This is a genomic window from Albidovulum aestuarii (assembly GCF_029961185.1).
GTDB classification, from domain to species: domain Bacteria; phylum Pseudomonadota; class Alphaproteobacteria; order Rhodobacterales; family Rhodobacteraceae; genus Albidovulum; species Albidovulum aestuarii.
In genome coordinates this window covers 66,868-80,063 of record NZ_JASBQQ010000007.1, presented here as the reverse complement: position 1 = coordinate 80,063, position 13,196 = coordinate 66,868, and the positions used below count along the sequence as shown (strand labels likewise).

Genomic DNA, 13,196 nt, shown 5'->3' with positions numbered 1-13,196 from the left:
ACTCGCTGAAGAATGCTGCGAGGAATGGGGCTGAACTGAAAGGTCGGCCGGGGGGCGCGGGTGAAGAGTAGACCGACAGGATGGGCGAAGGCGGCCGGGCTGGCGCTTTGCTATGCGGCGGCTGTTTGGACGCCGATGCCTGTCGTTGCTCTGAACTCCCTCACCATCGCCGTTCCAGGCGCTTCGAAGGACCTCGCTTCCACACTCGAGAATGCCTCGCTGCTGAAGCAGGCCGAGCGTGAAAAACTGACCGACGCGCAGTCACTCTTTGCCGCCGCGCGGGCCGATTACGGTCGGCTTTTGGGTGCGCTCTATGGCGAAGGCTACTATTCCGGCGTGATCCGGATCGAGATCGACGGGCGCGAAGCAGCAACCATCGCGCCGCTTGACGCGCCACGGACGATCAACACGGTCCGCGTGACGGTTCAGCCCGGGCCTCGCTTCACCTTCGCCAAGGCACGGATGAAGCCCTATGCGAAGGGCACAAAGTTGCCACCCGCCTATGGCGATACCAAACCCGCCTTTTCCACAGCCATCGTCGATGCGGCGACGGCTGGCGTCGAAGGCTGGCGGAATATAGGCCACGCAAAGGCACAGGTGTCGGGGCAGAAAATCGTCGCCGATCACCGCTCGGCCACGCTTGATGCCGAGATACTTCTCTCCCCCGGTCCGCGTGTGCGCTTTGGGCAGATGCATGTTTCCGGGCAGGAGCGTATGCGGCTTGACCGGATCGAGAAAATTGCAGGCTTCCCAACCGGCGAGGTCTTTGATCCTGAAGAGCTTGAAGCAGTTGCCAAGCGGTTGCGAAGAACGGGTGTTTTCCGCTCAGTCGCGCTGACCGAGGCGGAAAGGCTCGGCCCCGGCGATACACTGGATGTCGATCTGTCGCTTGCCGAAGAGGCGCTGCGTCGCTTTGGATTCGGGATCGAGGCCTCGACCTCGGACGGAATAAACCTGTCTGGGTACTGGTTGCACCGCAACCTACTGGGCGGGGCAGAGCGACTGCGTGTCGATGGCGCGGTCGAGCGGATCGGCGCAACCGATACCGATCTGGGCTACAGCCTCGGCGTACGAATCGATCGCCCGGCAACGCCGGTCACCGACGCCGATGCCTTCGTTGCGGCACGGGCCGAGCGGACCGAGATTGTCGATCTATCCGTCGACAGCTTTTCGCTAAGTTTCGGCCTGACCCGCTACCTTAACGACCGCCTCTTTGCCGAAGCCGGGCTGTCATACATCCATGCGACGGCAAAAGATGCGGCAGGATCAACAGACTTCGATGTCCTCGCTTTCCCGACCGCACTGACATGGGACAGTCGCGACAACCCGACGGATGCCCGCGACGGCTATTACCTCCGTGCCGACATCACACCGTTTCTTGGGTTCAACGGAACCGGGTCGGGCGGCCAGTTCAAAACTGACGCGCGCGCCTATCGTGGCTTTGGGGCCGAGGATCGCTTCGTTCTGGCCGGGCGGTTTCAGCTTGGCACCCTGGCCGGGCCCGATCTGGCCGACACCGCGCCGGAATTTCTGTTCTTTTCGGGCGGTGGTGGCTCGGTACGCGGTCAGCCCTACCAGTCGCTGGGTGTGCCGGTCGTGAAATCACCCACTGTTACAGTGCAATCCGGTGGTCTGAGCTTCATCGGGCTTTCCGGCGAATTGCGGGCCGACATTACGGAAAAAATCGGTGCCGTGGCTTTCTACGATGCCGGTTTTGTCAGCGATGAGGGCCTTTGGGGTGGCAATGGTAACTGGCATTCCGGCGCGGGCCTTGGCCTGCGCTACGATACCGGGATCGGGCCCATTCGCTTTGACGTCGGTTTGCCGGTTTCCGGTGATACCGGCGATGGCGTACAGCTTTATGTCGGCATCGGGCAGGCTTTCTGATGCGGCGGCTTCTCCTCCTTGTAATTCTTTGCCTGATGCCAATCATTGCCGTTGCTCAGGACACCTCCACCGAGGATCGCGATTTCCTGACCGGGCTATTGGAAGACAATCTTTCCGGCGCGGGGCGGTCCGTGCGCATCACGGGCTTTGCGGGGGCGCTGTCGTCGCGGGCCACATTCAGTGAGATGACAATTGCCGACAAAGACGGCGTCTGGCTGACCATCCGCGATGGTGCGCTTAGCTGGAACCGGCGCGCGCTTCTGGGCGGCCGGATCGAGATTGCCGAACTGACGGCGGAAGAGATTGACTTGCCGCGCCGCCCGGTGGCCGAGGGCCCGGCGGCCGAGGCCAAGGGCTTCAGCCTGCCCGATCTGACTGTCTCGGTGTCAATCGGCACGCTGCGCGTGAACCGGGTGGTTATGGGTGAGCCGCTCTTCGGAGCGGAGGCCGAAGTTTCCCTGAACGGAACGGCCGCGCTGGAGAGCGGTGAAGGTTCGGCCGAACTGGCCGTGGCGCGGATCGACGGGCGCAGGGGCACTGTGTCACTGACCGGCAGCTATTCCAATACGACGCGCAAGGCGACGCTCGACCTTCTGGTGGCCGAGGGCGCCGACGGGATCGCCGCAAATCTGATCAACCTGCCCGGTGTGCCGTCTATTGAACTGGCGATCCACGGATCCGGCGTCCTCGACGATTTCAGAACCGATATCGCCCTGACCACTGACGGCACTCCACGCCTGAATGGCCGGATTACCTTTCTGTCCGAAGAAAACGAAAACGATCGCATTGAGCGCCGGTTTGCCGCCAACATCTCGGGCGACATCGCACCGCTTTTCCTGCCGGAGTATCAGGAGTTCTTCGGTACCGACATTTCGCTTGAGGCGGAGGGTCAGCGGCTTCCCTCCGGTCAGCTTGACCTCACACGGCTGGTACTGGATTCGCGTGGTGTCGACCTGACCGGTAGTCTAAGTCTCGCGCCCGACAATCTTCCGATCCGGGTCGCGATGACGGCCCGGATCGGTCTGGCGGATGGATCGCACGTTCTGTTGCCGCTGCCCGGGGAAAAGACCCTTGTCAGAACGGCCGATCTGACTTTCCGCTATGCCTCCGCGCGGGGCGATGGATGGAAACTCGCCGGGGTCGTATCGGGGCTTAAACGCGTCGACCTGACAATCGACACCTTGAAGCTCGACGGGTCGGGTCGAATCGCGCGCGGTGGTCAGGCCGGGGTGGTGGCAGCGCGCGCAGGCGGGACGGTCAGTTTCGATGCGGAAGGGGTCCGCCCGGCTGATCAGGCCATCGCAAAAGCGCTTGGGTCCCGCCTTTCCGGCCAGGCGGTCTTTCATTGGCTGAAGGGCACGCCGCTGCGTATCCCCGTGCTCGACCTCACGGGGGATGGTTACGGTGCCAGGGGCGGATTGTCGGTCACCGGCCCGGATGACGGCATGACCGTCAGCGGCGATCTCGCCGCCGATGTCGAGGATATGGGGCGGTTTTCCGATCTCGCCAATCGCCCGCTTGGCGGATCGGCCGCTTTGAATGTCAGTGGCTCTGCCGGGATACTTTCTGGCCTGCTTGATCTCGAAAGCAATATCGAGAGTCGCGATCTCAGCGCCGGACAGGCGGAACTCGACCGGCTTCTGGCAGGGCTGGCGCGGGTCACAGCCTCTGTCCGGCGCGATACCGAGGGCACCGAAATCCGGCGTCTCGATATCAGGGCCGCGACACTTAAGGCCGAAGCCTCGGGCTGGCTCCGCACCGGGGGCAGCGATCTGATTGCGACGCTTGATTTCTCCGATCTGAGCGTCCTTGGCGACAAATATCGCGGAGCACTGGCGGCGAAGGCGACGCTGAACCAGACCGGCGACCTCAGGCATATCACGCTGGAGGGCACCGGCGCCGAACTGGGCATCGGGCAGGAAATGGCCGACAAACTGCTGCGCGGCAAATCGGAACTGAGCCTAGTCGTCGACGAAGAAACCGGAAAGGTGCGGCTTGATCGCTTCCTCCTTTCCAATCCGCAGCTTTCGCTGGACGCCGAGGGGCTGATCGAGGACGAGGAGCGTCGGATCGACGTCGCAGCTCGGCTGAACGACATGGCGCTGATCGCACCAGGCTTTCCGGGTCCGTTGACGGCCGAGGGTCGGATCGCTGAAACCACGTCGGGGTATGATGTCGATATCGAGGCGACCGGCCCGGGGGCGACATCGGCCCGGATCGACGGCGCGATAGCGGGTGATTTTACCAGCAGCGATCTGGCGATAACCGGCGGTGCGCAATCGGCGATCCTCAACCCCTTCCTCGCACCGCGCAATATCACAGGCCCGATCTCTTTCGACTTACGCCTTGCAGGTCCGCCCCGGTTGTCGTCGCTGTCCGGCCGGGTGGGCATCGCCGGTGGACGCCTCGTAGCGCCGACCTTCGGGATAGAGTTTGAGAACCTCGACCTGAGTGCCGATCTCGCCAATGCGAGTGCAAATCTGGTCGGCGCCGCGACAGTGCGTGGCGGCGGACGGGTTGAGTTGTCGGGGCCGGTCGCACTAACCGCGCCCTTTGATGGCGATCTGGCGATCCGCCTTGCCGACGTCAGCCTGCGCGATCCCGACCTCTATGAAACAACCGTGAACGGCAACGTCACCATTCGCGGTCCGTTTAGAGGCGGCGCGGATATTGCCGGCGCGGTAGTCTTGGGTCGAACGGAAATCCGGGTACCCTCAACCGGTCTCGGCACGGCCACAGCAATCAGCGGCATCACCCATGTCAACGAACCCTCTGCCGTCCGGGTGACGCGCCAGCGCGCCGGGATTGACGGAGAAGGCGCAACGAAGCGCGACCGTGGGCCGGTTTACGGTATTGATCTGACAATCTCGGCCCCGGGCCGAATATTCGTGCGAGGTCGAGGGCTCGATGCCGAGATGGACGGCGATCTCAGCCTTGGCGGGACCACCGCGAACATCATTCCGGCGGGTCAGTTCAACCTCGTGCGCGGGCGGCTCGATATTCTCGGCAAGCGGTTCACCATAGATGAGGGCCTTGTTCAGCTTCAGGGTGAGCTTACGCCCTATATACGCTTCGCCGCCTCATCCAAGAGCGATGGCATCACCGCGACAATCGTGATCGAGGGCGAGGCATCGGAACCGGAAATCCGTTTCCTCTCGGCGCCGGAACTGCCCGAAGAAGAAGTCGTCGCGCATCTTCTCTTCGGTCGCAGCCTAACCAACCTGTCGCCCTTTCAGGCTGCCCAGCTTGCCTCGGCTATAGCGACCCTTGCCGGCAAGGGTGGCGAGGGCGTCGTGTCAAAACTGAGAAACTCGGTTGGTCTCGACGATCTGGATGTGACGACGGATGCCGATGGAACGGCGGCTTTGCGGGCAGGCAAATATATCTCGGAGAAGGTCTATACCGATGTCACCATTGGCGGCGAAGGCAAGACCGAACTGAATCTCAACCTCGATGTACGTCCGGGCGTGACCCTTCGCGGTACGCTTGAATCCGATGGGGGCACCGGGGTCGGGCTGTTCTATGAAAAAGACTACTGATCGCGGATCAGACGGGCGCGTTCTGCATTAATCGCCGCCCCAAGCAGCACAATGTATGCCGAGATATAGAGCCACATCAGAAGTGCAATCACCGCACCGATAGAGCCGTAGACGCGATTATAGGCACCGAAGTTTGCAAGATAGACCGAAAATGCCATCGACGCCGCAGCCCAGAGAAGGGCGGCAAGCACGGCTCCGGTCGTGATCCAGGGATGACGCGAATCCATGTTCGGGCCCCAGCGGTAGAAAAGGCCGAGCACAACCAGAACCACGACGAACATCACCGCCCATGGAAAAATCGCAAGGATGTAACCGGCGAGTGGACCGAGTGGCAGCAAGTTCAGAGCAATGGGCAGGATCACAACCGTTGCCAAAGCTGTCAGGAAAAGACCCATCAACGCCACCGTCAGTAGGACTGAACCGACAAGTCGCATGATTCCGCTGCGACTTCGGCTGGCGTGGATCGCGTTCAGCCCAGAAATCAGCGCAGATACGCCAGAGTGTACGGAATACAGGGCTACCGAAAGTGAAACAGCGGTCGTCCACCCAAGCGTAGAGGAGTTTGCGGCCAAAAGAGCATTCAACTGGGCTTCAATGACACCGTAAGCTGCATCCGGTATCACGTCATGGATCTGCGAAAGGTAGTCGCGCATCACCACGGGGTCGGCAAAAAAACCCCAGATCGCAATCGTCGCGGCCATGCCCGGAAAGATTGCGAGCATCGTGTAAAACGCAACCCCCGCCGCGATCAACCCCAGATGCCGGTCGTCAGAGGCATGCCAGACGGATCGTGCGAGGCTGGCCAGAAATTTCGGCTCCAACATCCGCCGCATTCAATCTCCACTTCATCAATCCCATGTTCGCGCGTTGCCGGGTTGCCTGCAATGGCCGATCCCTTCGCGACTGGCTGGGCAGCGAGCATTTCTCACGATAGAGGTTGCTCAATCGGAGAATAGAAATGCGCCTGTCCTTTGTCCTCGCCATTGTCGTCAGCCCCGTCCTGGCAGACGTGCCCGAGCCAGTTTCGGATTCGGATTATCTGCCCGTGAACGAAGCCGAGGCCGGGCTCGGTCAACTTCTGTTTTACGATCCTATCCTATCGGGAAACCGCAATATTTCTTGTGCGACATGTCATCATCCCCGCTTTGCCACCTCTGACGGGCTATCGCTGGGCCTCGGTGAAGGCGGGATTGGGCTTGGTCCCGATCGGCGAGCAGATCCGGCGAACCTGCCTGAACAGCGTATTCCCCGGAATGCGCCCGCCTTGTTCAATCTGGGTGCGCGCGAGTTTACCGTAATGTTCCATGACGGTCGCATAGAGACCGACCCGACGCGCCCGTCAGGTCTCAGGACACCGCTGGAAGATGAGATGGTGATGGGCTTTGCCTCCGTCCTTTCGGCGCAAACGATGTTTCCTGTTCTGTCCCCGGATGAAATGGCCGGGCACTATCAGGAGAACGACGTCGCCAAGGCGGTGCGCAGCGGTCGCATCACGGGATCGGGTGGGGCCTGGGACATCATTTCGCAAAGGGTCGGCGCGATCCCGGCTTATCGGGAAATGTTCAACAGTTCCTACCCGGAAATCGCAGCCGGACGAAGCATCGCCTTCACGGATATCTCCAACGCGATCGCGGCCTTTATTGAATTTGAATGGCGGGCGGACAATTCGGCTTTCGACGGGTTGCTTCGTGGCGTTGAAACGCTTTCGCCTGAGGCGGATAAGGGCATGGCGCTTTTTTATGGCGATGCCGGTTGTGCAAGCTGCCATTCTGGCCCGTTCCAGACGGATCAGGGATTCCATGCGATGGGAGAGCCGCAGATGGGGCCCGGCAAGGCCGAGCGGTTTGAAAGTCATTCAAGGGATATTGGCCGTATGCGGGTGACGAACCGCAGTGAGGATGCCTATGCCTTCCGCACCCCGTCGCTGAGAAATGTGATGCGCACCGGGCCATGGGGTCATGCCGGAGCCTGGTCCGATATCCGCGCGTTTCTTGCCCACCACTCTAATCCGGCTGCCGGGTTGGGTGGATACTCCCGTGATCAGGCCGTCTTGCCGGTGCTCAACGGAACAAAGCCGGACTGGGTGATCCTCGATACCGCCGAGGAGGCTGCGGCAATAGTGGCTGTTGCCCAGAAGGGCCAAGGGCTATCGAACGCGGATATCGACGCCCTTGTCGCCTTCCTTCACGCACTCACCGACGAGGGTGCTATCACAGGGCGGCTTGGTGTGCCGGAAACTGTGCCGAGTGGTTTGCCGGTCGATCGCTAGAGATCCAGCTTCAATGTGGGTCCGGCCGGTGACACGCGTGTCACCCGGTCGATCTGCACAGGCACCCAATCCGACACGATTCCGTCGGGCCAGATTACGCGCGTTTCGGCCTTCGTTTCGGTCCCCAATCCGAAATGAACTGGACCCGCCTGCCCACCTGCATGTCCGCCACCGACAGTGATTTCATGCGTGTATGTCCTGCCGCCGGAACGCAGCTCCACCCAAGCGCCGATAGCCTGCGTGTTTCCTGCAAGTACAGGCTCTATGCCAGCCCAATGGCCCGTATCGGGCGTTTCATTCTGCCAAATTTCCATCGGTGCCCGGCGGTTGACCACGACGATATCGAGCCGCCCGTCACCATCGAGATCGGAAAGCGCCGCGCCGCGCGATCGGTCGGTCGTGGCGATGCCGGCAATGTCTGCCTTCTCGACGAATTTTCCGTCCGGTCCCTGCATGAGCAGGTTGTTAGGATCATGGATGGCGTTCGATGGCATCTGGTCGACATTGCCCTTGGCGATGAACAGGTCCGGCCTGCCGTCATTGTCGATATCACCGAACTCCGCGTGCCAGCCGGTCGATGGGCGGCCATCGTCGCCGACGAAGGGTACATGGGCGTAGGTTCCAATCTCATAGGGTGCGTTGACAAAGCCTGTGCCCGTGTTGATCTGCAGAAGCTGATCGCCCATCGAGGTCATCATCACCTCCGGCAGCCCGTCACCGGTGATGTCCTGACTGGCGATGCCCATGCCCCAGAGCGAGATATGTGGCCAATCCTCTGTGCGTTCCAACAGGGGGTTCAGGCGGAACATCTGTTCATAGCCACCGCGCACGTAGTAGTGGCGGTCGTTAGAGATTCGCAATTCGGGCTCGCCATTGCGTTGCCAATCGGAAATCAGCATCGAAAGTGCGCAATAGCCGGGCTCGATCACTTCGGGCGCACTGTAACCACGGCCATCTGGGCGATACAGGTCGGATGTATCGCAGGCCTCGAAAGGACCATCTGGATTGGAGCGGTCAACATAGTGGCCGAAAGCAAGCGTTGGCAGGTTCTGCCCGTTCTCCCACGCCGCAGAAAAGGCTGTTGTCCAGGCGTCGCGCGGACGAAAACCCCAATCAGCGGAAGCATCCGTGAACGTGCAGTCGCCGCCGCCGCGTAGCAACATATCGGGGCCGACCCTTAGCACCGCTAGGTCGAGGATGCCGTCGCCGTCGATATCTAGTGGATAGGCGCCTGTCGTGCCTGGGATATTCAGCACTTTTCCTTCGGCGAACGTGATCGCCTCGCCCGGCTTGGCGGTAGTGTTGATGAATAGGCGGGCCGGGTTTTCGCCACCCGCAGCAAAGAGATCGGGTCGCGTATCGCGATTGCAATCCAGAACAGCCACACCCCCGCCGACGAAGTGTTCCCACCCCCCGTCATAAACGTGCGGCACGGGCAACCCTGCTGCGCGATCAACAAAAACAGGCTCTGCACATGCCGGAATGGCAAAGACCAGTGCGGGAATGAGTATTCTCATTGTGCGGCAATCTCACGCGCAGGGGCGAGCAGCCCTTCGGTCACAGCGGACAAGGCAAGTGCCGCCGCCCCGTGTGCCCAGAGCAGATCACCCCAGGCGTGAATCTCGATCTTCGGTGCTGGACGGCCGGTATTCAGGGCCAGTGCCTTGATTTCGGCGAGCGTCTCATTGGCATAGAGGTAGTCGTACCGCATCCGTTCACCGGACAGGATTATCAATTCCGGGTCGAAGAGATTTACGACATTGGCAAGACCAAGGGCCAGGAAGCGACCGGCCCGGTGGAAGATCGACCGCGCTGCCTGATTTCCTGCCTTCGCGTGGTCGTAAAGGCTTTCGAGAAGAATGTTCAGCGAACGGTTTTCGCGGTTGGTCCAGTTGAGAGCAGTCGTCGCCTCCCGCGCCAATGCATAATCGGCGACATAAGCCTCAAGGCAACCGCGCTGGCCACAGCGGCAGAGCGCGCCATCAAGCTGAACCTTGGTATGTCCCAGTTCCATCCCCAAGCCTTGGGCCCCGCGGTATATCCTGTGATTCAGGACAAATCCCATGCCAACGCCGTGTTCGATCGTGACGACAGCAAAATCGGAAAGGCGCCGACCTGCGCCAAACCAAAGTTCCGCCAGAGTCACGAGATTGGCGTCGTTATCGATATGGACTGGCAGGCAGATCCGGGCGGAAAGAGCCTGTGCGAGCGGGATATGTCGACCGGCAAGGATCGGTGACCAATGCGCGATGCCAGCCGCCGCATCAACAAAACCCGGTACGCCAAGTCCTATTGCGCTAAGGTTTGACCTTTCGATACCAGCCTTCTGGCAAACCCGGTCAACGAGTTCGGCGGTTAGGTTCAGCAGGTCGGCAAGCTCCATCGCGCCCGGCTGATGCGGCATGGCAAGGTCAGCTATGAGATTCCCTGCAAAGTCGACAATGACGGCCGTGTTTTCCCGATCCGACAGCTTGATCCCGGCAACCATATGCGCGCCCGGCCTTACACCCAGCGCCACGGCGGGGCGACCTCGTCCGCTTTCTACGTCGCGCGGGGTGGCAATTTCCTCAACCAATCCCATTTCGATCAGCTCAGAAGTAAGCGTTGTGACGGTTGCGGGACTGATAGCGAGCTCTTTGGCGACCTGAACACGCGGAATAAAGCCTGCGGCACGGACTCGTTCAAAGATCTGTTGACGGAGTGGACGCGCCGTTTCCGACAATGCTGGGATCAATGGACCGCACCCATGTGTGTCCGGACCCATACGTTGATCATTTCGCGTGTCTTGCTCAGGCATTTGTTAATCCGCCAAACAAAAAATCCACGATTCCGCCCGTGAGATCTCCACATATGGGCTCTCGCGGCATAAATATCGTAGATTTCCTTCCATATCGCAGTTTGGATCAGCGTTTTTAATTTGACAAGCGAATTTATTATCGGCAGCCTAGGGAAAGTTCGGCGAATCCGCCGATCCGGGCGTCTTGGCCCGTCAACGGGAGGAACATATGCATAAAGCCATTCTCGCGGCCGTCGCCCTGACGGCCGGTTTCGCCACATCCGCGCTTGCCCAAACCGTGGGCGTAAGCTGGTCGAACTTTCAGGAAGAGCGCTGGAAGACCGATGAAGCCGCGATGAAGGCCGCGCTGGAAGCGGCAGGCGCCACCTATATCTCATCCGACGCGCAAAACTCGGCCGCCAAGCAGCTGACCGATATCGAAGCGCTGATCGCGCAGGGTGCCGAAGCGCTGGTGATCCTGTCGGTCGACAAGGACGCCATCGGCCCCGCCATCGACAAGGCCGCGGCCGAAGGCATCCCGGTTGTCGGCTATGACCGTCTGATCGAGGATGACCGCGCCTTTTATCTGACCTTCGACAACAAGGGCGTTGGCCGCATCATCGCCGAAACCGTCAAGGCCGCGCAGCCCGAAGGCAACTACGCCATTATCAAGGGTGACAAGGGTGACCCGAATGCGCTCTTCCTGCTGGAAGGCATGATGGAAGTGATCGGCGCCGATGTTGAGGCCGGGACGATCAAGATCGTCGGCGAAAGCTTCACGGATGGCTGGAAGCCGGACAATGCCCAGAAGAACATGGAGCAAATCCTGACCGCGGCCAATAACGAGGTCGATGCGGTTCTGTCCGAAAACGACGGCATGGCCGGTGGCGTGATTGCCGCGCTTTCGGCGCAGGGCCTGAACATTCCGGTCGGCGGGCAGGACGGTGACCTTGCCGCGTTGAACCGCGTGGCGCGCGGCACCCAGACCGTGTCGGTCTGGAAAGACTCGCGCCAGCTGGGCAAAGCGGCCGCCGATATCGCCGTGGCCCTGGCGGGCGGGACCGCGATGGACGCCATCGACGGCGCTGTGAAGTGGTCCGGCGGCGAGAAGGGCGTGGAAATGAACGCGATCTTCCTCGCCCCGACGCCGGTCACGAAGGACAACCTGAACGTTGCTATCGATGCGGGCCATATCTCGAAAGAGCAGGCCTGCGAAGGCGCGATGGACGGCGTCGCAGGCTGCTGATCCTGAGACCGAAGCCCGGCGCTTATGCGCCGGGTTTCACCTGCGCGTCAAATGCCGCGCCACTTTCGTACATTCCGCCAGAGTATGAACGCCAGTTTCATGGCGGGTGTTTTCCCGCATCCTTTCGCATAGTCGGATGAGGACATGACCCAGACAACTTCCACCACCCCGAACACCGGAGCCCAGGCCGCTCAGGAAGGACCCGTTTCCCGTTTCCTGCGCGCGACCGAGCTCGATACCCGCCTTCTTGGCATGGTCGGCGCATTGCTGCTGATCTGGATCGGCTTTCACTTCTATGGATATCTGAAAAACGGCTTCGGTTCGTTCCTGACGCCAAGAAACCTGTGGAACCTGTCGGTTCAGACGGCCTCCATCGGGATCATGGCCACGGGGATGGTTCTGGTGATCGTGACCCGGCATATCGACCTGTCGGTCGGCTCGGTCCTTGGTTTCTGCGCCATCGTCATGGGTGTGATGCAGGTGCAGGTCCTGCCGCAATTTCTTGGCCTCGGCCATCCGCTGATCTGGATCATCGCGATCCTGTGCGGGTTGGCGCTGGGCTCAGCCATCGGGGCGTTCCACGGCTGGCTGATTGCCTATCGCGGTATCCCGGCCTTTATTGTCACGCTTGGCGGACTTCTGGTCTGGCGCGGCGCGGCCTTCCTTGTCGCGCGGGGCGAGACGATTTCGCCGGTCGATTCCACCTTTGCGCTGCTTGGTGGCGGGCCCTACGGCGCGGTCGGCGCGATGGGCAGCTGGATTGTCGGTCTGCTGGCCTGTGCCGGGATCATCTACCTGATCCTGCATGGCCGTTCGCAGCGGCGAAAGTTTGAATTTCCCTTGCGCCCGGTCTGGGCGGAAACCTTCCTTGGCGTTATCGGTTGTGGCATCGTTCTGGGCGCGGTCCTGCTGGTCAACGCCTATCCCTGGCCCAAGGGCATCGTGAAGCAATATGCCGAGCGCAATGCCATCGAAGTGCCGGAGGGCGGTCTTTTCATCAGCCACGGATTCGCCATTCCGGTCCTGATCTTGATCGCGGTCGGCATCGTGATGACCTTCCTGATGACCCGCACCCGGTTCGGCCGCTATGTCTTTGCCATCGGCGGCAACCCGGAGGCGGCAGAACTTGCCGGCATCAACACCCGCTGGATGACGGTGAAGATCTTCGCCCTGATGGGCTTTCTCGCCGGGCTTTCCTCGGTCGTCGCCTCGGCGCGGCTCAATTCGGCGACCAACGCGCTGGGTACCCTGGACGAACTTTATGTCATCGCCTCGGCGGTTATCGGCGGTACATCTCTCGGCGGCGGGATCGGCACGATCTATGGCGCGATCATCGGCGCACTGGTGATGCAGAGCCTTCAGACCGGCATGGTGTTGATCGGGTTCGATGCGGCGATCCAGCAGGTTGTCGTCGGCTCGGTCCTCGTCTTCGCCGTCTATCTCGACAAACTTTACCGCAGCAAATCGAAGTGAGGGGAA

The 13,196-nt window shown here is 61.0% G+C and carries 8 protein-coding genes; 5 read left to right on the top strand and 3 right to left on the bottom strand.

Annotation, left to right across the window (positions count from 1 at the left end; genetic code table 11):
* Window positions 1-60 precede the first annotated feature (60 nt).
* Entirely contained in the window at window positions 61-1,887 is a 1,827-nt protein-coding gene (locus tag QKW60_RS15495; RefSeq protein WP_282370021.1) for an autotransporter assembly complex protein TamA, read from the top strand.
* On the top strand, window positions 1,887-5,426 hold the full coding sequence (locus QKW60_RS15490) for a translocation/assembly module TamB domain-containing protein (protein WP_282370020.1): 3,540 nt from the start codon (window positions 1,887-1,889) through the stop codon (window positions 5,424-5,426). The genes QKW60_RS15495 and QKW60_RS15490 overlap by 1 nt, the downstream gene beginning before the upstream one ends.
* Here QKW60_RS15490 and QKW60_RS15485 read toward each other — a convergent pair.
* Window positions 5,420-6,259, bottom strand: a complete 840-nt coding sequence (locus QKW60_RS15485) for a YihY/virulence factor BrkB family protein (RefSeq protein ID WP_282370018.1) — start codon at window positions 6,257-6,259, stop codon at window positions 5,420-5,422. The genes QKW60_RS15490 and QKW60_RS15485 overlap by 7 nt on opposite strands.
* A 125-nt stretch (window positions 6,260-6,384) precedes the next feature.
* On the opposite strand from QKW60_RS15485, the gene QKW60_RS15480 reads away from it, so the two are divergent.
* A complete protein-coding gene (locus tag QKW60_RS15480) occupies window positions 6,385-7,695 on the top strand; it encodes a cytochrome-c peroxidase (RefSeq protein ID WP_282370017.1) in 1,311 nt (436 codons plus the stop codon).
* On the opposite strand, the gene QKW60_RS15475 is transcribed toward QKW60_RS15480, so the two are convergent.
* Together QKW60_RS15475 and QKW60_RS15470 are read right to left on the bottom strand one after the other, a co-directional pair.
* Entirely contained in the window at window positions 7,692-9,212 is a 1,521-nt protein-coding gene (locus tag QKW60_RS15475) for a CRTAC1 family protein (protein WP_282370015.1), read from the bottom strand. The genes QKW60_RS15480 and QKW60_RS15475 overlap by 4 nt on opposite strands.
* Window positions 9,209-10,492 carry an ROK family transcriptional regulator gene (locus QKW60_RS15470; RefSeq protein ID WP_282370013.1) on the bottom strand — a complete coding sequence of 428 codons (1,284 nt, stop codon included), beginning with the start codon at window positions 10,490-10,492 and terminating at the stop codon, window positions 9,209-9,211. Before QKW60_RS15470 ends, QKW60_RS15475 begins: the two co-directional genes overlap by 4 nt.
* A 208-nt stretch (window positions 10,493-10,700) precedes the next feature.
* On the opposite strand from QKW60_RS15470, the gene QKW60_RS15465 reads away from it, so the two are divergent.
* Together QKW60_RS15465 and QKW60_RS15460 are read left to right on the top strand one after the other, a co-directional pair.
* Complete coding sequence (locus tag QKW60_RS15465; protein WP_282370011.1) at window positions 10,701-11,717, top strand: substrate-binding domain-containing protein; 1,017 nt, start codon at window positions 10,701-10,703, stop codon at window positions 11,715-11,717.
* A gap of 144 nt (window positions 11,718-11,861) precedes the next feature.
* Window positions 11,862-13,190 carry a sugar ABC transporter permease gene (locus tag QKW60_RS15460; protein ID WP_282370009.1) on the top strand — a complete coding sequence of 443 codons (1,329 nt, stop codon included), beginning with the start codon at window positions 11,862-11,864 and terminating at the stop codon, window positions 13,188-13,190.
* Window positions 13,191-13,196 lie beyond the last annotated feature (6 nt).